General features: G+C 38.2%; 17 protein-coding genes and 1 riboswitch. Of the genes, 12 read left to right on the top strand and 5 right to left on the bottom strand.

The features are described from left to right. The first annotated feature begins 75 nt into the window (after positions 1 to 75). The 8 genes from ISU02_RS12220 (at position 76) to ISU02_RS12185 (ending at position 11,314) form a co-directional block, all read left to right on the top strand. Positions 76 to 1,770, top strand: coding sequence for a M3 family oligoendopeptidase (locus ISU02_RS12220; RefSeq protein WP_194702118.1), 1,695 nt, complete (start codon positions 76 to 78; stop codon positions 1,768 to 1,770). 295 nt (positions 1,771 to 2,065) lie between these two features. Then, a riboswitch (glycine riboswitch) is annotated at positions 2,066 to 2,174 on the top strand. A 198-nt stretch (positions 2,175 to 2,372) separates the two neighbouring features. Next, complete coding sequence (gene gcvT / locus ISU02_RS12215; protein WP_194702117.1) at positions 2,373 to 3,476, top strand: glycine cleavage system aminomethyltransferase GcvT; 1,104 nt, start codon at positions 2,373 to 2,375, stop codon at positions 3,474 to 3,476. A gap of 80 nt (positions 3,477 to 3,556) precedes the next feature. Beyond that, positions 3,557 to 3,940: a glycine cleavage system protein GcvH gene (gcvH, locus tag ISU02_RS12210; RefSeq protein ID WP_194702116.1), complete on the top strand. Its 384-nt coding sequence runs from the start codon at positions 3,557 to 3,559 to the stop codon at positions 3,938 to 3,940. A 2-nt stretch (positions 3,941 to 3,942) separates the two neighbouring features. Beyond that, entirely contained in the window at positions 3,943 to 5,289 is a 1,347-nt protein-coding gene (gene gcvPA, locus ISU02_RS12205) for an aminomethyl-transferring glycine dehydrogenase subunit GcvPA (protein WP_194702115.1), read from the top strand. Beyond that, the gene (gene gcvPB, locus ISU02_RS12200; RefSeq protein WP_194702114.1) at positions 5,283 to 6,743 is read left to right on the top strand and encodes an aminomethyl-transferring glycine dehydrogenase subunit GcvPB; all 1,461 of its coding nucleotides are present in this window, start codon (positions 5,283 to 5,285) and stop codon (positions 6,741 to 6,743) included. Before gcvPA ends, gcvPB begins: the two co-directional genes overlap by 7 nt. Before the next feature lie 8 nt (positions 6,744 to 6,751). Further along, on the top strand, positions 6,752 to 8,155 hold the full coding sequence (gene lpdA / locus ISU02_RS12195; protein WP_194702113.1) for a dihydrolipoyl dehydrogenase: 1,404 nt from the start codon (positions 6,752 to 6,754) through the stop codon (positions 8,153 to 8,155). Positions 8,156 to 8,173: 18 nt separating this feature from the next. Beyond that, entirely contained in the window at positions 8,174 to 9,409 is a 1,236-nt protein-coding gene (gene glyA / locus ISU02_RS12190) for a serine hydroxymethyltransferase (protein ID WP_194702112.1), read from the top strand. Positions 9,410 to 9,958: 549 nt separating this feature from the next. Then, a complete protein-coding gene (locus tag ISU02_RS12185) occupies positions 9,959 to 11,314 on the top strand; it encodes an MFS transporter (protein WP_228727810.1) in 1,356 nt (451 codons plus the stop codon). A gap of 191 nt (positions 11,315 to 11,505) precedes the next feature. Here the strand turns inward: ISU02_RS12185 and ISU02_RS12180 are convergent, their stop codons facing one another. Genes ISU02_RS12180 through ISU02_RS12160 form a run of 5 tightly spaced genes read right to left on the bottom strand, consistent with a single transcriptional unit; the run spans position 11,506 to position 15,402 of the window. Beyond that, the gene (locus ISU02_RS12180) at positions 11,506 to 12,615 is read right to left on the bottom strand and encodes an NADH:ubiquinone reductase (Na(+)-transporting) subunit F (protein ID WP_228727809.1); all 1,110 of its coding nucleotides are present in this window, start codon (positions 12,613 to 12,615) and stop codon (positions 11,506 to 11,508) included. A 10-nt stretch (positions 12,616 to 12,625) separates the two neighbouring features. Next, entirely contained in the window at positions 12,626 to 13,216 is a 591-nt protein-coding gene (locus ISU02_RS12175) for an NADH:ubiquinone reductase (Na(+)-transporting) subunit E (protein ID WP_194702111.1), read from the bottom strand. Further along, on the bottom strand, positions 13,213 to 13,830 hold the full coding sequence (locus ISU02_RS12170; RefSeq protein ID WP_194702110.1) for an NADH:ubiquinone reductase (Na(+)-transporting) subunit D: 618 nt from the start codon (positions 13,828 to 13,830) through the stop codon (positions 13,213 to 13,215). Before ISU02_RS12170 ends, ISU02_RS12175 begins: the two co-directional genes overlap by 4 nt. After that, positions 13,823 to 14,431: an FMN-binding protein gene (locus ISU02_RS12165; RefSeq protein ID WP_194702109.1), complete on the bottom strand. Its 609-nt coding sequence runs from the start codon at positions 14,429 to 14,431 to the stop codon at positions 13,823 to 13,825. Before ISU02_RS12165 ends, ISU02_RS12170 begins: the two co-directional genes overlap by 8 nt. Continuing rightward, complete coding sequence (locus tag ISU02_RS12160) at positions 14,431 to 15,402, bottom strand: RnfABCDGE type electron transport complex subunit D (protein WP_228727808.1); 972 nt, start codon at positions 15,400 to 15,402, stop codon at positions 14,431 to 14,433. The genes ISU02_RS12165 and ISU02_RS12160 overlap by 1 nt, the downstream gene beginning before the upstream one ends. Before the next feature lie 152 nt (positions 15,403 to 15,554). Between ISU02_RS12160 and ISU02_RS12155 the strand changes: the two genes are divergently transcribed. The 4 genes from ISU02_RS12155 to ISU02_RS12140 all read left to right on the top strand — a co-directional run bounded on the left by ISU02_RS12155 (position 15,555) and on the right by ISU02_RS12140 (position 19,429). After that, positions 15,555 to 16,124 carry a hypothetical protein gene (locus ISU02_RS12155; protein WP_194702108.1) on the top strand — a complete coding sequence of 190 codons (570 nt, stop codon included), beginning with the start codon at positions 15,555 to 15,557 and terminating at the stop codon, positions 16,122 to 16,124. Between the two features lie 93 nt (positions 16,125 to 16,217). Then, positions 16,218 to 17,000, top strand: coding sequence for a methyl-accepting chemotaxis protein (locus ISU02_RS12150; protein ID WP_194702107.1), 783 nt, complete (start codon positions 16,218 to 16,220; stop codon positions 16,998 to 17,000). Positions 17,001 to 17,182: 182 nt separating this feature from the next. Beyond that, positions 17,183 to 18,400 carry an aldo/keto reductase gene (locus ISU02_RS12145; protein WP_194702106.1) on the top strand — a complete coding sequence of 406 codons (1,218 nt, stop codon included), beginning with the start codon at positions 17,183 to 17,185 and terminating at the stop codon, positions 18,398 to 18,400. A 54-nt stretch (positions 18,401 to 18,454) separates the two neighbouring features. Next, positions 18,455 to 19,429, top strand: coding sequence for an aromatic acid exporter family protein (locus ISU02_RS12140; protein WP_194702105.1), 975 nt, complete (start codon positions 18,455 to 18,457; stop codon positions 19,427 to 19,429). Positions 19,430 to 19,453 lie beyond the last annotated feature (24 nt).

Here is a 19,453-nt window from a genome sequence, read left to right as displayed (position 1 = left end):
CGGGTTTTATTTTTTATGATAAAATGGGTTAAAGTATCTCTTTAAGGGAGTAAACTTAAGAGTAGGGAGGCAGTTATGAAATTTACAGAATTTAAGTACGAGCGTCCACAAATGGAAGTCTTCAAAACCAACATGGATGCACTAATCGAAAAGTTTAGTGGAGCAAATTCTGCACAAGAACAAATTGAAATATTACATGAGATATCTGTTCTCAGAAACAATATAGAGACAGCGGCAACGCTTGTGAGCATAAGGCATACAATCAATACAGAGGATACTTTTTATGATGCGGAAAATGATTTCATAGATGATGCAATGCCCACGTATGAGGAGATGGTGGATCGCCTTTACAACGCGCTGAATCAATCCAAATTTAAAGATGCACTAAGATCAGAGTTTGGAGAACATTTATTCAACATTGTAAATGTAAAAATGAGAACCTTTAGACCAGAAATATTAGAGGATTTAAAACTGGAAAATAGTTTAGTGTCCAAATACACGAAACTCAGAACTTCTGCCAAAATTATGTTTGAAGGTGAAGAGCGCAATTTAGCTCAAATGACACCCTTTTATGAATCAACGGATCGCAGCATTAGAAAAAGTGCTCAGGAAGCCACAACAAAATTCTTTGAAGAAAATGAAAAAGCTTTTGATGATCTCTATGATGAATTGGTTAAAGTACGCCACAATATCGCTCAAAAACTAGGTTTCGATAATTTCGTAGAATTGGGGTACTTGAGACTTGCTAGAACGGACTATGATCATAGGATGGTCAAAACTTATAGAGATCAAGTCCTAAACGATTTGGTTCCCATTGCGAGCAAATTGAAAGAGAAACAAAGAGTAAGATTGGGATTAGAGACACTAACTTATTATGATGAGCCCATTGCATTTAACTCTGGAAATGCAACACCTAAAGGCACGCCCGAATGGATTTTAAAAAATGGCAAACAAATGTATGAATCATTATCTGAGGAAACTGGTGAATTTTTTAATTTCATGTTGGAGAGCGAACTCATGGATTTAGAAGCTAAGCAAGGTAAAGCAGGAGGCGGATACTGTACTTTTATACCTAACTATAAGTCACCCTTCATTTTTTCTAACTTTAATGGGACTTCTGGGGATATTGATGTTTTAACGCATGAAGCAGGTCATGCATTTCAAGTATATCAGAGTAGAAATTATGAGATTCCAGAGTACGTGTGGCCAACACTTGAAGCTTGTGAAATTCATTCCATGAGCATGGAATTTTTAACGTGGCCGTGGATGGAAAGCTTTTTTAAAGAAGATACTGCTAAATACCATTTCAACCATTTAAGTGAAGCTTTATTGTTCATTCCTTATGGGGTTCTTGTGGATGAATTTCAACACTATGTTTATGAAAATCCAGAGGTGTCGCCTGCAGAACGTAAAAGCAAATGGGCTGAACTCGAGACAAAATACTTGCCACATACAACCTATGAAGACAATGATTTTCTGAAAAGAGGCGGGTATTGGTTCAGACAAGGACATATTTTTATGGATCCGTTTTATTATATTGACTACACACTTGCACAAGTATGTGCATTTCAATTCTTTGTCAAAGCAGAGGAGAATCGTGAATCGGCATGGGCAGATTACATCGACCTCTGTAATAGAGGTGGCAGTCTTCCATTCTTGGAATTGTTAAAAGTTGCAAAGCTTGAAAATCCATTTGAAGCGGGCTCGTTAAAACGCATATTGCCTGCTGTTGAGGCATGGCTAGATGGGGTCAATGACAGAGCACTTTAAGGTTTTAAACCATGGAACTTGTTGCCTTAAATTATGAGATTAGTAGACTCGCAAGATTTAGGTTGAACCTGTTGCGTAAAAAAAATTATAAAGGGATACAAAAAGGGGTTGAAATTTGTGCCTTTATGGCATAAAATTAACTCAGGTATGGGACGGTTTTGTGACCGCACCATATGATATATTATATTGATCCCAGTTGAAGATAATGCGAGATACCTTAAGAGGGTAGCCGAAGGAGCAATGATTAAAAATAGCCGTTTTTAATTTGAAACTCTCAGGCAACAGAAGTGTTATTGGATGGATCTCTGGAGAGACCGAAAGGCACCGAAGGAGGAAGCGCTAGAGCGAGATAATATAAGTCTGCTTGGCGAGAAACTCTCAGGTAAAAATACAGAGGTATATAATGGCGACTAGCATTGCTGCGTCCATTGTATACCTCTTTTTGTTTGTAAGGATACGTTTAGGACAGAGGTAAAAAGGATATAACTAGCGCATGATGGAATCAAACAAATAAAAAAATAATGTGACAAATGAATTAATGTGACAAATGAAAATTTAGAGTTAGAGTGTATCACTGTACAGTATGTGAAGGAGGAATCAAAATGGATTCAGTGAAAAAGACAGCACTTTTTGATGTTCATGAAAAGCTTGGGGGCAAGATCATTGATTTTGCAGGCTGGTCGTTACCCGTACAGTATGAAGGCATTGTAGAAGAGCATGAAGCTGTAAGAAATGCCGCAGGTATATTTGACGTTTCACACATGGGTGAGGTTGAGGTGAAGGGCAAAGATGCCTTTGCATTTGTCCAGAATCTTGTGACGAATGATGTGGCTACGCTTGAAGACCACCAAGTTCTTTATGGCATGATGTGCTATGAAGATGGTGGTGTCGTGGACGATCTGCTCGTCTATAAATTTAATCAAGATTTTTTTTACCTTGTTATCAATGCCAGTAATATCAATAAGGATTATGCGTGGATGCTCGAGCAATCAAAAGGTTATGACATAACACTTGAAAATATGTCAAGTCAGGTTTCTGAAGTGGCGATACAAGGTCCGTTGGCTCAAGAGATTCTTCAAAAAGTGGTGGATGTAAATTTAGATGATATTAAGTTTTTTTATTGCAACCGAAATGTAACAGTGGCAGGTGCAAAGTGTTTGGTCTCAAGAACGGGTTACACTGGCGAAGATGGATTTGAAATTTATTCAGAAAATAAGGACATCGTCAAAATATGGGAAGCCCTCATGGAAGTGGGCAAAGACATGGGGCTAAAACCAGCTGGATTGGGATGCAGAGACACTTTGAGATTTGAAGCGGCACTTCCACTTTATGGCAACGAACTTTCTAAGGATATCACACCACTTGAAGCTGGACTTGGTTTCTTTGTGAAGTTGGGTAAAGAAAGCTTTATTGGAAAAGAAGCGCTTGTGGCTCAAAAGGAAGCTGGACTTCCAAGGAAAACGGTTGGCTTCGAAATGGAAAAGGGCATTCCAAGACATGGTTATGATGTCGTTGTGGATGACAAGGTGGTCGGCATGGTAACCACAGGGTATTTTTCACCGACACTTAAGAAGAACATAGGCTTGGCACTTGTGGATGCATCATATGCTGAAATGGGTGGCGCGCTTGGGATACAGGTCAGAAAGAAAGTTTTACCTGCGACAATTTGCAGTAAAAGATTTTATCAAAAGAATTATAAAAAATAGTTAAAGTAAGGTATAATTTACTTAATCACTGCCTACAGCGGGATGCTGAAATTATGATGAAAATTCAGGAGGTAATGAAGATGAAAGTTTTAAGCGGATTGTATTATACAAAAGATCATGAGTGGGTTAAAGTTGAAGATGAAACTGCACTAGTTGGTGTGACGGATTTTGCACAAAATTCTTTAGGTTCGATTGTCTATGTTGAATTGCCAGAAATGGATGAAGCGTTTGAGGTGGAGGAAAGTTTTGGAACCATTGAGTCCGTAAAAGCTGCATCAGATATGTTGATGCCTGTATCTGGAACGATAGTAGAAGTGAATGAAGCGTTGGATGACGATCCATCACTTGTGAACACAGCACCTTATGAAAATTGGATTATTAAAATTTCACTTTCAGATACAACTGAGTTGGACGAATTGATGAATGCAGAAGAGTATGAAGCATACTGTAATGAGGAGGCATAATGATGTTTCCCTATATTCCTAATACTGAGCAAGATGAAGCAAAAATGCTTGAGGTTCTTGGTATTGATTCAGTAGACAGATTATTTGATGACATCCCAGAGCAAGTTAAATTGAAGAGAAGATTAAACTTATGTGCCCCACTTTCAGAAGCAGAAGTGTCAAAACATATTAGAGGACTTGCAGAAAAAAATACATCTACTAACGAACTCATATGTTTTTTAGGTGCAGGTGCTTACGATCATGCGATTCCATCGGTGATTCATCATTTGGTATCCAGATCAGAATTTAATACAGCTTATACACCTTATCAGCCTGAGATCAGTCAAGGGACATTGCAAGCCATATTCGAATATCAAACCATGATTGCAAATGTCACTGGTATGGAAGTTTCGAATGCTTCCATGTACGACGGGGCATCTGCCACTGCAGAGGCTGCCATGCTTGCTGTGGCAAATCAAAAAGGCAATACCATTCTTATTTCTGAAACAGTGCATCCAGAAGTTAGGGAAGTTGTTAAGACCTATATGAGATTTAATGATATAAATGTCATTGAGATTCCAGCTGTGAGCGGTGTGACCGATATTGAAAACCTAAAAAGAGTTATTTCTAAAGAAACGGTTGGCGTAATTGTCCAATCGCCAAACTTCTTTGGTATTATTGAAGACTACACAGAAGCTGTGGCAGTGACACATGAAAATAAAGCGCTTTTTATCATGAATGTGGACCCAATTGCCATGAGTATACTCAAGACGCCAGGTGAATACGGCGCTGATTTAGCTGTGGGAGAAGGTCAGGTTCTTGGTAATGGCTTAAATTATGGTGGGCCTTATCTTGGATTTATGGCGGCATCGACGAAACAAATGAGAAAATTACCAGGGCGTATTGTGGGGCAAACCATGGATTTAGACGGCAAAAGGGCTTTCACTTTGACACTTCAAGCAAGAGAGCAACATATCCGAAGAGAAAAGGCAACTTCTAATATTTGTTCAAATCAAGCTCTAAATGCACTTTGTGCGACGATTTATCTGAGTGCACTTGGTAAAGAAGGTCTGAAGGAAGTTGCAACTCAATGTGTTAAAAAATCACATTATGCACAGAAAAAACTCATTGGAACAGGTAAGTTTAGAGCGGTGTATGAGGCGCCATTCTTTAAAGAATTTGTCCTTGAAACCGACATGGCAATTGACAAACTCAATGAAAAATTGGCTGAAAAGGGATTCCTTGGTGGTTTTGATTTAGGAAAGGCATATCCATCCGATCAAAACAGAGTTCTATTCTGCGTAACCGAAAAGAGAACTAAAGAAGAAATCGATGCACTTGTAGAGGCGATGGAGGCAATCAAATGGTAAAATACGATCAACTTATTTTTGAAATTTCAAAAGAAGGCAGAAGAGGGTATAAAATTCCTGGATGCAAAGTTGATGACGTAGAAATCAATGATGTAATTCCAGCAGACTTACTCCGAAAAAAAGAGCTTGGTTTACCAGAAGTAAGTGAACCTCAGCTCGTTAGACACTATACTTTATTAAGCAACAAGAATTTTGGTGTAGATACCGGGTTTTATCCACTGGGGTCTTGCACCATGAAATACAATCCTAAAATCAATGAAGATATGGCTGCTTTAGATGGTTTTGTAAACCTTCACCCCTATCAAGATGAGACGCAAGCACAAGGGGCGCTTGAACTCATGTACGATTTAAGCAGTATGTTATCTGAAGTTGGTGGCATGGATGCCTTTACGCTTCAACCGGCTGCAGGTGCTCATGGGGAACTTACAGGTCTGATGATCATTAAGGCATACCATGAAAAACGTGGTGAAACCAGGAGAAATAAAATTATTGTTCCTGATTCAGCACATGGCACAAATCCTGCAAGTGCAAACGTTGCAGGTTTTGAAGTGGTGGAAATCAAATCTACAAAATCGGGTGCAGTTGACCTTGATAACTTAAAGGCGGTATTGGGGGATGATATTGCAGGGTTAATGCTTACCAACCCGAGCACACTAGGTCTATTTGAACAAAATATCCTTGAAATTGCTGAACTTGTTCATGAAGCTGGTGGTTTGCTCTATTATGATGGTGCCAATTTAAATGCGATTCTGGGTCAAGCTAGACCTGGTGATATGGGATTTGATGTTGTACATTATAATTTGCATAAGACTTTTTCAACACCACATGGTGGTGGCGGTCCAGGTTCTGGTCCAGTAGGTGTTAAAGCATTCTTGGAGCCATTTTTACCAGCACCAATTGTTTCTAAAGTGGATGATCGTTTCATTCTGGACTATGATAGACCAGATACAATTGGCAGAATGAAAGGGTTTAATGGCAATTTCGGCATCCTTGTGAGAGCTTACACTTATATTTTGTCCATGGGTGGCGAGGGCTTGAAACGCGCAAGTGAAATGGCTGTGCTCAATGCAAACTACATGCAAGCGAAGTTAAAAGAATATTATAATTTACCTGTGGATACCATTTGTAAACATGAATTTGTACTTGCAGGTCTCAAAGGTGAACTCAATCAGTGCAGTACCCTTGATGTGGCAAAACGCTTGTTAGATCATGGCTATCATCCACCGACGATTTATTTTCCATTGATTGTGCATGACGCCATTATGATCGAACCTACGGAGACCGAAAGTCTTGAAACGCTGGATGCTTTCATTGATGTCATGATTCAAATTAGTAAAGAAGCAGATGAAACACCTGAATTGCTCAAACAGGCACCTACGACAACTCAAATTAGGAGAGTGGATGAGGTCCTTGCGGCAAGATCCCCAGTGCTCAAATGGGAAAAACAAGTTTAGGAGGCAATATGCAAAAAGAAATCGTCATTATAGGTGGTGGACCAGGAGGTTATGTGGCCGCCATACGTGGTGCACAATTAGGTGCCAAGGTAACTTTAATTGAGCATCATAAAATTGGAGGCACTTGTCTAAATTATGGGTGTATCCCTACAAAGACGCTTTATAGAAATGCGGAGCTTCTAAATACTTTAAACCATATAGAGGATTTTGGAATTAAAACGGGTCCTGTGAGCTTTGATATCCCAAAGATTCAATCTAGAAAAAGAGAAGTTGTGAATCAACTGGTTGGTGGAATTGAGCAATTGATTCAAATCAATGGGATTGAGGTCGTTTACGGCAGTGCAGAATTTTTAAGCGCAACAGATTTGAAGATTACCACTGCAAAGGGTGAGATCAGCACGATCTCATGTGAAAATATTATTATTGCCACGGGATCGAAGCCTCAGATGCCACCAATTGAGGGGCTAGATCACGAAGGCGTTATCACTAGCAAAGAAATTTTAGAATTTACAGAGGTACCTGAAAAATTGGTGGTTATTGGCGGCGGCGTTATTGGGATGGAATTTGCAGGTATTTTTTCTGCCATGGGCAGTGTGGTGACTGTGGTTGAATATGCTGATCAACTTCTTGGTCAAGTGGATACAGAAATTTCAAAACGGTTTGCTGTAAGCGTTAAGAAAAAAGGGATTGATGTCCACAAATCGACCAAAGTAACTAAAATCATAAAGACAGATGATGGTCTTACTGTAGTGGGCGAGTCCAAAAAGGGCGAAGTGACATTTGATGCTACTACTGTTTTGGTTTCAACAGGAAGAACACCAGTTATTGAAGGTTTAAATTTGGCCAATACTGGTGTAGAATATAATCTAAAGGGCATTATTGTAGACGAGCATTTCAAAACTAATGTTCAAGGTGTCTATGCAATTGGCGATGTCAATGGAAAACTTATGCTCGCACATGCCGCATCACATCAAGGGATTGCTGCTGTGGATCACATCATGGGCGTACTGCATCACGGTAATCACGATGTGGTACCAAGCTGTATCTTTGTTTTTCCAGAGATTTCATCTGTTGGGCTCACTGAAGATCAAGCAAAGGCAAAAGGCATTGAAATCAAAAAAAGCAAATTTATGTTTGGTGCAAATGGAAAGGCACTCTCTATTGGAGAACCTGAAGGTTTCATAAAAGTGATTTCAGATATGGACGATACCATACTGGGCGTTCATATTATGGGACCGCATGCTTCAGATTTAATTCATGAGGGCACACTTGCCGTAAGTCAAAAGCTGCATGTGGATGCTATTGCAGGCACTATTCATGCGCATCCAACACTTTCGGAAGCTTTTGCTGAAGCTACTATGGGGCTCAAAGGAGAAGCCATTCACATGGCACCGATCAAAACTAAAAAGTAACGCAGGAGGGACCAAGTCATGAATTTAGAAATCGTTAAAAAAAATGATCCGGAGCTCTATGAATCAATGGCACTTGAACTGAAGAGACAATCAAGTAATATTGAACTAATTGCATCTGAAAACTTCACAAGTAAAACGGTAATGGCAGCAATGGGCTCACATTTAACAAACAAATATGCAGAAGGTTATCCAGGCAAGAGATATTATGGCGGATGTGAATTCGTAGATATATCGGAAGATTTAGCGCGTGATCGATTGAAAGCTCTATTCGGTGCTGATCATGCCAATGTTCAGCCGCATTCAGGTTCGCAAGCAAATATGGGGGCTTATATGGCTGTTCTTGAACCTGGTGACAAAGTTCTTGGCATGAACCTATCTGATGGCGGACATTTAACACATGGTAGCCCAGTTAATTTTTCTGGAAAACTCTATAATTTTATTTCTTACGGTGTAAATGAAGCTGGCTTTATTGATTATGACAACTTAAGAGCAATGGCAATTGAAGAAAAACCTAAAATGATTGTTTCAGGTGCGAGCGCATATTCTAGAATTATAGATTTTGCTAAAATCAGAGAAATCTGTGATGAAGTAAATGCTTTAATGCTGGTAGATATGGCCCATATTGCAGGTTTAGTAGCTGCAGGTCTTCATCCAAATCCAGTACCTTATGCGGATATTGTTACAACGACAACTCATAAGACATTAAGGGGACCAAGAGGTGGTGCAATTCTCTGTAAAGAAGAATTTGCTAAAGCGATTGACAAAACAATGTTCCCAGGTATTCAAGGGGGGCCTTTAATGCACATTATTGCTGCTAAAGCAGTGTGTTTTAAAGAAGCAATGTCTGATGAATTTAAAGCTTATCAAAAGCAAGTTGTTGAAAATGCAAGTACTCTTGCAGACGCTTTAAAGGCGAAAGGCTTTAAAATTGTATCTGGCGGTACAGACAATCACTTATTGCTTGTTGATCTAAGAAATAAAGATATTACAGGTAAAGCTGCTGAAAAATTGCTCGATGAAATTGGCATTACAACCAATAAAAATACGGTTCCAAATGAAACGGCTAGCCCGTTTGTGACAAGTGGTATTAGAATTGGAACGCCAGCTTCTACGACACGTGGTTTTGGCAAAGCAGAAATGCTTGAAATTGCAGATATCATCAGTTGGACGATAGACAATAGAGATGCTGATCTAGAACCTGCACGAGCACGTGTAAAAACATTATGCGATAAGTTCCCTTTATATAGGGATTAATCAAATTACTGACCCACAAAGAAAGACTGCCCTTCTTCTCACGGTTTAGGGCAGTTTTTCTAATGAAAAAATGCTTAGGGTCTTTTGCAGGTGACAAGAGAAACCGTGATTGGCATGATGAGAAATATCCATCAAAATGATAAAAGATAATTTTTCGATACGTTTTATATAATGCAGATTCTGCTCAAGAATCTTGACTTGTTCTAATAATCAAGTTACAATGTAGGGGTATTATATTTTTTTAGAAAGTGAGAAATACCATGAACTTCAGGCTTTCATACTTTGCAGTTGCACATGATATTACAGGAAATTTTAGCGTAGACGCAATAGGTCTCACTAAAACTTAATATTATGTCAACCAACAAGTGTCTGAAGAAGACTTAATTTTATAAGAACCTTAGAATTGAGAACTCCAAGTACATCCACTTGGAGTTTTTTTGTATTGTAAATTATAGAAAAAGAGAGAAGTGAACCACATTTGAACTGAAAGCTATTTTTCTTCCGAAGACCTTGTAGACACAATGATTCTAATTTACTTTGGAGGACACAATGAAAAACACGAAAAACACGAAAAACAAAATGAGGAGTGCTATGAATAGGAAGCAGAAATTAAAACGCAATATCGGCAAGAATTATTTATTTACACTGATATACAATTTAGATTTGACAAGGGGCATATGGATGATTTATTTAGCAAGCAAGGGCATGTCGTTGACGCAATTGGGGCTACTAGAAACCATTTTCCATTTAACTTCTTTTACAATGGAAGTGCCCACTGGTGCTGTGGCGGATCTGCTTGGACGGAAAGTCAGCCGTGTGGGGGGCAGAATTTTGGCCTTGATTAGTGTATCTATTCTACTGTTGTCAAATCATTTTTGGGGGTTTGCGCTTTCCTTTATTTTTTCAGCACTCTCATACAATTTAGAATCAGGAGCAGGTGACGCTCTAATATATGATTCATTAAAAGAGCTAGGTAAAGCATCTGAATTCATGAAAATCAATGGCAGAAAAGAAGTATTCTATCAAGCGGCAAGTGTTATTTCATTTTTTGTGGGCGGATATTTTGCAACGAGGAGCTATCCAGTGGCATTTTACATTACAATAGTGATTGGTATGCTCAGTATTATCCAGTCTCTAACTTTTATAGAACCAGAGATTGAAAAGAGGGGACATGATCTTGAGACAAATAAAGATGCAATCATAGAAGATGTAGTCATAGAAGTTGAAGCTATAGAAGTTGAAGCCATAGAAGTTGAACAAGCAAATGAAAGTAAAATAAACGATATTTTACTGAACGGATTTGTCACTTTTAAAAATCAACTGACAGATAGCATTACGGTTGTAAAATCAAATCCTAAAATTGCCTCTTTGATGGTGCTAGGACAATTAATCGCAACTTTCTGTACCTGTATTTTTTACTATAATCAAAATTATTTTAAATCTCTGCATTACAGCGAAAGTCAAATAGGATTAATCCTTGCCATTTCATCAGTGGCCGCTGCAATTATTTCAACTCAAGTCCATCGGATTGAAAGTGTGGTTAAAGAACGTGGTATTCTTTTAGGCGCGCCGTGGATAACTGTAGCGTGTATATGGGGGATTGCTTTAACGCCCTATCACTATGTATTCTTTGTGATTATGATGATGACGGAGAGTGTGACTTATATAGCCATGACCGATTATATTAATAAATTGGTACCAAGTGAAAACAGGGCGACAATTTTATCTTTTGCCAGTATGGTTTTTAGTTTTTTTATGATTATTTTATTCCCTGCAGTGGGTGTAATGGGTGACTTAGTGGATTTAAGATTTGCCTTTATAGCAATGGGGATTCTCGGCATTCTATTTGTATGGATTAATAGCGTTTTAGTCTTAAAGAACGGTGCTTCAAAACACACTGCATAAAGTATAGAAAACCTTGAAAAAGAAGAGACAAAAAAATAGGGCGTCTATAACACTTCGGTACAACTGGGCATGTACACGTATAGACGCCATAAATATCTGTTTGCAATAAACATAGAGTAGCATTTTTATAGTAGTATTTTTCATATTTTGACTGAGTTTAAAATATAGAATGTATAAGGAATTTCGTCATCCTACTCAAATTTATCATATAGAATCTGTGATTCTGGAATGCCCTTTGACATTAAAATTGGGATCACAGAATCAATCATAACAGGACTGCCACAGAGATAGGCTTCTTTATTCGCGCCATCATCCAAGAACTTTTCCAGAAGATCGGTCACTCGACCTTTTTCGCCTGTCCACTGACATTGTTCTGTAGGACGTGAGAGACAAGTGATCAATTTAAAGTTTGGCAGTTCTTTTTCAAGTTGTTCAAGTGTCTCCATTTCAAATAAATCTTCTCTTGTGCGTGCACCAAAGTAAAAAGTAGCTTTGCGCTGGATGCCGCTGTCTCTCATGAATTTTAAAATGGACATAATGGGGGCCATTCCAGTCCCAATAGCCACTAAAACCATCTCACGATTCGTATCTTGGTAGAAAAAATCACCATAGGGACCTACAACGGTGAGTTTGGCACCGGGTTTGAGATAATCATGTACGAAAGTGGTGGCAATGCCATTTTTAACGAGTCCAATATAGAGTTCAATGGCCTTCTTATCCAGAGGTGAAGAGGCCAGCGAGTAGGCCCTATAAACCTCTTCATCATTGCCCTTATACTTAGGTGCTAAAATTTGGACATATTGTCCTGCTTTAAATTGAATTTCCTCACCTATGGGGAGTGTTAGTCTTAAATGTTTTATAGTAGGTGTGACCTCATTTATGAATTCCACGCGATAATCAAATTGTTTGACGCTAAACAGTTCCTCAGGAATCTGAATTTTCATATCTTCCTTAATCTTTAATTGGCAAGAAAGTCTTACACCTTGTTTTTGCTCAGCGGGTGAAACATATCCGAGTTCTGTGGGGAGAATTTGTCCGCCACCTTCTATTACAGTGACTTTGCAATAGCCACAACTCCCTTTACCACCACAAGCAGAAGGTATGAAAACCTTTTGATCCACTAAAGAAGACAGCAAGGTTTCTCCACCATCAACGACAAAATCTTTGCTCTCGTTAATCGTGAGTTTCTTTTCGCCATAATTTGCAATGGTTTTATTGGCGAGAGATAGAAGAAAAGCCAATGTCCCTGTGATGCTACTTATAACTAAGATGGTAATTGCAATAGTGCTCAGAGTTGTCATAGTATGCCTCCTATTGAATTTGAACGATTCCAGAAAAACCTAAAAAAGCGAGCGCCATAATGCCTGTAATGATTAAGGTGATTCCTGGGCCTTCTAGCCCTTTAGGCAATTTAGCATTTCTTATTTTTTTCCGAATTCCAGCCATGGCAACGATGGCAAGCGTCCAGCCCAATCCAGAACCGATTCCAAATGCAAAAGATTGAAATAGATTGTAATCTCTGATCGTCATAAAAAGAGAAACCCCAAGGATTGCACAATTTACGGTAATCAGTGGTAAAAAAATACCAAGAGAGAAATAAAGTGTTTCAAAGTATCGTTCTATAATCATTTCCACAAGCTGAACGAATGCAGCAATAACAATGATGAAAACGATGAATCTAAGGTACTCATATCCCCAAGGGACAAGGATGTAATGATAGATAAAATAATTGAGTACAGTGGTGCAAGCAAGCACGAAGGTAACGGCTTGACCTAAACTAAGTGAGGTCTTAATTTCATTGGAGACAGCTATAAAGGAACACATGCCGAGAAAGTTTGATAGAATCATATTATTGGTAAAAATTGAAGCAAAGAATATGACTAGTGGATTGATTTCAATCATGCCTGAGCACCTCCTTTTTCATCATTATTAGGAAAGACATTTCTTGTGATCCAAATCACGATTCCAAGCATAAAGAATGCACCTGGTGGCATAATCATCAGGGTCCAATTGACCCATCCTTCGCCCAACACTTGAATACCAAAGAGTGATCCAAAGCCAAGGAGCTCTCGGAAAAAGGCAATGAAGAGCAAAACGATGGTATAGCCAAGTCCCATGGTCAAACCATCAAAGAATGAGATGAGCGGTTTGTTCTTTTGAGCAAACGCTTCACAGCGCCCCATGATAATGCAGTTGGTGATGATTAATCCCACATAAGGTCCTAAGGCTTTAGACATCGTTGGCCAGTATGCTTTTAAGAAGATATCTAGAATAATAACATAAGCGGATATAATAAGTGTTTGAACCATCATTCGAATGTGTTTTGGGGTTTGATTACGTATCAGCGAAACTGTAAAACTTGAAAAACCTGTGACAAACATGAGGCCAATCCCCATAACAAGAGAATTGAGAAGTAAATTTGTCACAGCAAGGGAAGAGCAGATGCCAAGTATTTGTCTAAAGACAGGATTGTCTTTGATAATGCCTTCTTTAAAGACGCGTTTTAATTCATTCATTGAGCTTTACCTCCTTTTTTATGTCTGAGAGGTCTGTTACAAATTGGTTGACCATGTCTCGTACTGAGTTTGAAGTCAGTGTAGCACCAGTTACAGCATCAACAGTACCGCCTTCAGCAGGTTTGAATATCACAGGGGCTTTTGTCTTGATCGGCATGTTTCGAAACTGTTCTTTAAACCAAGACTCATCGATACGCCCTCCCAATCCTGGCGTTTCAGAATGTGAGATGAAGTCAATGCCGAGTACGGTATCGAATTCTGGCGATATGGCAATATTGCCTGTGATGGTGCCCCAGAGGCCTCTCCCAGAAAACTGAAACGCATAACCTTTAATCATGTTATCCACACTGTAGATATAATATACTTTGCCATTAATTGTTTTAGTAGTAACATTTTCATCAAAAGTTTTTTGGATGACAGCATCCTGCGCTTCAAAAGGTATATTGAAAACATATAATATAGATTTTTGGATTCTAAGGGCTTCTTGTTCCTTTATGAGATCAAGGGAGCTTGCATTTATAAAGGCAAGCACAAAAGTAAACAAAGCGGTTAATATCACCATGAAGACAACTGGGTACAGGATTTGTTTTTTCTTTGCCATTATTTTCCCTCCTTTACAGGAAGTTTTTTGCGATTTTTAATCGCATTTACAGCTTCATCTAAGATGGGTGCAAATGTATTGCCAATTAATATAGCGAACATAATACCACCGGCAAACAAGGCGAATCCCCTTATGATCACCGTGATGCATCCAATTAATAAGCCGTAAACAATTCGACCTTGGAAAGTTTTAGGGGATGAGATGGGATCAGTGGCCATGAAAACAGCTCCAAATAGGATGCCACCAGCTAGAAGGCCATATATAGGGTTGGGCACTTGCTGAAATCCTGAAAAATAGAAGATAGAATCCATAATTAGAAAACCGGCAAGGACACTGAATATGGTTTCTTTAGCAGCTGTTTTTGTGTAGATGAGATAGATGCCCATTAAAATGATTAAAAGAGCACTGGTTTCGCCGATTGAGCCTGCGATGTTGCCAAACAACATATCTTTGATAGGCGCAGTCTCTCCAGTGGCTCTGTAGATCAACATAGGCGTGGATTGTGTGATGGCATCAATCGGTTGCCCTAGATAAGTCGTGAAACCTCCCAATAGGCCATCAACAGGCTTGGTCCATTCAACCGTCATGAATTTTGGAAAATTGACATAGATAAAAGCTCTGCCCACTAAAGCAGGATTAAATGGGTTTTTACCAAATCCACCAAACACCATTTTTCCGAAGAGGACGCCGAAGATGATGCCGATAATGGCAATCCAGTAAGGGGTTTGGGGTGGCAATGTCAATGTGAATAAAATAGCAGTAATAAGGACGGCTTCTGTTATCTTATGAGTTGTTTTTCTAACAAAGACCCATTCGGTTAAACAGGCGAATAAGGTTACGACAATAAGCAATGCAAGTACACGTAATCCAAAAAAGTAGATGCCGGCACATACGATTGGCAAAAGTGAATAGAGTACTTTTCTCATCATGGCTTGTTTCATAAATTTGACATTTTTCAGCGATAGATTCAAGGGTCTTCCCTCCTTTAAGGTTCTTTAAAGTGTCTCATTTCTATATATATCCAAATGTTATTGAGATATATCTATTTTTAATGACTTTATTAAAATTTTTTTTTAAGTTATAATTGACGAGAATTAATATTGTGATTTTTAGGGGGCATATCTTGCGAAAAATATATTTGTTATTTTTAATGTTAATAGGTCTACTTTATTGGATTGTCGCATTAGATCATGCGAATGCGACTGGAAAGCCAATAGCCGTTTTAATGATTTTAATCTGGCTGTTGATTGAGATTTTAGTCATAAAGCATTTGAGAAAAGAAGCCTTTGATAGCGATTTACTTTCTCATTTTCTGATAGATTTGATCAACGGCATAGAATGGTTAATTTTTTTCGGCTTTGCCATAAAATTGTTTTCAAGTGGTATGCGCTTCTTTGAAGCCCAAATTGAGATGCGAACGTTTCTTTTTATGTTAACAATATCGTTGCTGGTGATGCCAGCAATAGCGCATAGCAAGAGGAAAAAGCATACTTTAAATCATAGAATTGTGTTGTTTGCTTTATTGGGATTTTTCTTAGTAGATTGGATCATCGTTTATCTTGAATTACATTATTTTTTATTGCCGATATACACGTCAAATTCTATTCGATTTGCAACTTCAAGTTTGAGTGTGCTCATGTATATTACCTGGATTTTAAATGTCGAATTTGTAAAAAAACAATTCCTATTTTAGGACGATTAAATGGTATAATAAACGTGTACTTAGAGCCTAAAAATAGAGCACGGTTTTAAATAGATTTTAACTGAAATGTGGGAGGATTAATATATGAAAATTGCAATTGTAGGTGCTGGAACTGGTGGGAAGAAACTTATAGAACTTTTTCATCAAATGGATGAAGTTGAAATAAAAACGGTTGTGGATAGAAATCAACAATCTCAGGGGGTTTTGCTTGCAAAGCAATTGGGCATAAATTGCGTAATGGATTTGACACAAATAGCATCAGAAGTTGATTTGATCATAGAAGCGACAGGTAGTGAAAATGTTCTAAACACTTTAATGGAACAATACGGTAAAAAAAAACGCATTATCCAATCTGATGTGGCTGCACTTTTGATGACGGTTGTGGATCAGCAGACCAAAATTACGGATAGGCTTAATTATCAGTTGGAACAGATTACGGAGACCAGTGATAAATTACACAAGGAAATGGATTACATCTTATCGGTTACAGGCGAACTGCTAGACATTAATAAACAATTGGTTAATGCATCGGAAGAATCTAAAAAATTTATTCTGCAAACAGATGAGATGACTAAAGCGGTGAACAAAATAACGCAACAAATTAAGATTTTAGGACTCAATGCCAATATTGAAGCTGCAAGAGCAGGAGAACACGGGAAGGGCTTTTCTGTGGTCGCCACAGAAGTTCAAAAAATGTCGGACACAACCAGTACGTTTGCTGGACAAATAGCGGAGTTATTACAATCACTTGGACTTGAAAATGAGCGCATCACAATGGAAGTGTCTAAGCTCAACCGGATTGCTTCTGAACAAGAAAAAACAACGGCTCAAATGAAAGAAATTGTCAACGTTTTAAATCAAATTTAAAGAAAATAAGTGAATCTAGGCTAAGGCTGGTTCCTGTTGAATAGAATCTACGGTGATGAATTTACAGTGAAATATTTACTAGACATAGTTTGAACCTAGAGAGCTTTAGTATAGAACGATTGACTGAGGTTGCTAGGTTTTTTTTTTAAATGAAAGATTTTTAAACGGAAGAAAGGTAGAACATGCAATACAGAGAAGTACAATCCACAGGGGACCAGGTTTCGATATTAGGCTATGGCGGTATGAGATTTCCGGTCGTTGCAGGTAAAATTGATGAAGAAAAAGCTACAGAATTTCTTAAAAAGGCAATTGAGGCAGGTGTAAACTATATAGATACAGCCTATTTTTATCATGGTGGTCAGAGTGAGATTTTTTTAGGCAAATTCTTGAGTTCAGGCTATAGAGAACAGGTGAAAATTGCAACGAAAATGCCACCTTGGTCCGTTCAAAGGGCATCAGACCTATCTAAAATATTTGAAGATCAGAGGCGGAAACTGAAAGTTGATTGTATAGACTACTATTTATTGCATGCTCTCAATCGTGAGACGTGGACAAAATTCAATTCAATGAATGCATTGACATTTTTGAAGACTCTAAAAAGTGAAAGAAAGATTGATCATGTGGGTTTTTCCTTCCACGGTGATCGCACTTTGTTTAAAGAGATTATTGATGCATATCCATGGGATTTTTGTCAAATTCAATATAATCTATTAGATGACTTAAATCAAGCTGGCAAGGCGGGTTTAGAGTATGCCGCTTCAAAGGGCATTGCAGTGTTTGTAATGGAACCGCTTAGAGGAGGGAGTCTTGTTAAAAATCTGCCTGAGAAAGTATTGGAAGCGTACCGCGCATTTGATGACACGCGATCACCAGCAGAGTGGGCTCTTAGATGGATTTGGAATCATCCTGGGGTGACTATGGTGCTTTCAGGAATGACTGAACAGCAGCATTTACAAGACAACTTACTTTATGCTGAGAGATCTGGCATACAGATTATGTCAAGAGAAGAGCTTCGGATTATATCTGATGTCAAGGCTGTATATCATAAACTGCAAAAAATTCCTTGTACAGGTTGTCAATATTGTATGCCCTGTCCATTTGGCGTGGATATTCCCAGATGCTTTGATCTCTATAACTCTGTATTCTTATTGAATCAAAAAAAAATGAAAGGGTTTTACTGGCTTCAACTTGGTGGTGCAAATGGTGCGCCCTCATACGCATCTCTCTGTAAAAACTGCGGTAAATGTCTGGAACATTGCCCTCAATCCATTCAGATACCCCAGAGATTGATTGAGGTAAAAACATATATGGAGACCCCTCTGATGAAACCTGCTATAGCAGGCACTCAAATATTATTAAAAGTGCAGAAGTTATTTGCAAGGCCAAAGAAGAGATTATAGACCAATATAAGAGGGTAATTTATAAATAAGCAACTGATGAGAAGGTGAGATCAAATGGATAAAATTAAAAGCAGGTTATTACTGAGTAGAGAAGCGATGTTGTTTGATTCTCCGCTGTACATTTTGAAGAGTTTTTTGAGTGTGATGACGGCTTATTTGATATTTCATAATCATTCGATCATAGGCAAAGACATGATTTCACTGTTGTTTGGGATGATGCTCACGCTTGAACCGGTAACCGTATCGGGCATTAAAAGTGGCATTTCACAACTTAAAGCATCATGGCTTGGTGGCGTCACCAGTGCAGTTGTTTTGGCATTGTTTGGTATAAATTGGTTTACGATACCTCTTGCAGTTGGCTTGACAATCTATGTTTCACTGCTTGGGAATTGGAAAGAGGTATCCGCAGTATCCATATTTACAGCAATTTATATGACTCAGTATGTTCAATACAATGCTCTTGGAAACGCCAGTGTTCTACTGACTTTAAGACTGAGGTTGCTTGCGTTGACAGCGGGCATTCTAATTGCAGTATTTTACAATTTCATCTTTTCAAAATTTTTCTATAAAAAGATGTTGCATAAAAGATTGACTTATGTTTTAGAAAAGATGTATTCTTTTTTAGAAACCTATCAAAATCAGCCGGATTTTAATACACTTAATAAGACTAAAAATGAAGCGATAGGCCTTTTTAAGGATATTGATGTCATTTTCAATCATATGCCTGACATGAATATGAACTCAGGCAATACAGTGAAGCTGATTTCGGAAATTAAAAATTTGAATCATTATATTATTGAAATTATTCTTTATACATTGATACCACAAAATCAGTGGATTCCAATTGAAGAAGTGATCACCGCTTATGAGCACTTAATGAAATTGCATGAAAATTTGATTATAGAAGCACACGATGGTAATATTAAAGGGAGGGTATCTAACGAGAGGGTATCCAATGATAGAGGTGCTTATTACATCGAAGTGCTGCTTATGACAATAAAAAAAATAGAAAGCGTTATAAATATTTAACGCTAGGTTTGATGAGGAGGCTAT

Origin of the sequence: Fusibacter ferrireducens (assembly GCF_015352425.1) — a bacterium.
GTDB lineage: Bacteria > Bacillota > Clostridia > Peptostreptococcales > Acidaminobacteraceae > Fusibacter_A > Fusibacter_A ferrireducens.
The sequence above is the reverse complement of the archived record's forward strand: the minus strand, read 5'-3'. Positions and strand labels throughout refer to the sequence as shown.

Bases quoted from the DNA above. Each gene is read 5' to 3' on its own strand.
- ISU02_RS12185 (WP_228727810.1), top strand. From the start codon at position 9,959: ATGAAAAACACGAAAAACACGAAAAACAAAATGAGGAGTGCTATGAAT.
- gcvT (WP_194702117.1), top strand. From the start codon at position 2,373: ATGGATTCAGTGAAAAAGACAGCACTTTTTGATGTTCATGAAAAGCTT.
- ISU02_RS12220 (WP_194702118.1), top strand. From the start codon at position 76: ATGAAATTTACAGAATTTAAGTACGAGCGTCCACAAATGGAAGTCTTC.
- glyA (WP_194702112.1), top strand. From the start codon at position 8,174: ATGAATTTAGAAATCGTTAAAAAAAATGATCCGGAGCTCTATGAATCA.
- ISU02_RS12145 (WP_194702106.1), top strand. From the start codon at position 17,183: ATGCAATACAGAGAAGTACAATCCACAGGGGACCAGGTTTCGATATTA.
- gcvH (WP_194702116.1), top strand. From the start codon at position 3,557: ATGAAAGTTTTAAGCGGATTGTATTATACAAAAGATCATGAGTGGGTT.
- lpdA (WP_194702113.1), top strand. From the start codon at position 6,752: ATGCAAAAAGAAATCGTCATTATAGGTGGTGGACCAGGAGGTTATGTG.
- gcvPA (WP_194702115.1), top strand. From the start codon at position 3,943: ATGTTTCCCTATATTCCTAATACTGAGCAAGATGAAGCAAAAATGCTT.
- ISU02_RS12140 (WP_194702105.1), top strand. From the start codon at position 18,455: ATGGATAAAATTAAAAGCAGGTTATTACTGAGTAGAGAAGCGATGTTG.
- ISU02_RS12165 (WP_194702109.1), bottom strand. From the start codon at position 14,431: ATGGCAAAGAAAAAACAAATCCTGTACCCAGTTGTCTTCATGGTGATA.
- ISU02_RS12175 (WP_194702111.1), bottom strand. From the start codon at position 13,216: ATGATTGAAATCAATCCACTAGTCATATTCTTTGCTTCAATTTTTACC.
- ISU02_RS12150 (WP_194702107.1), top strand. From the start codon at position 16,218: ATGAAAATTGCAATTGTAGGTGCTGGAACTGGTGGGAAGAAACTTATA.
- ISU02_RS12180 (WP_228727809.1), bottom strand. From the start codon at position 12,615: ATGACAACTCTGAGCACTATTGCAATTACCATCTTAGTTATAAGTAGC.
- gcvPB (WP_194702114.1), top strand. From the start codon at position 5,283: ATGGTAAAATACGATCAACTTATTTTTGAAATTTCAAAAGAAGGCAGA.
- ISU02_RS12170 (WP_194702110.1), bottom strand. From the start codon at position 13,830: ATGAATGAATTAAAACGCGTCTTTAAAGAAGGCATTATCAAAGACAAT.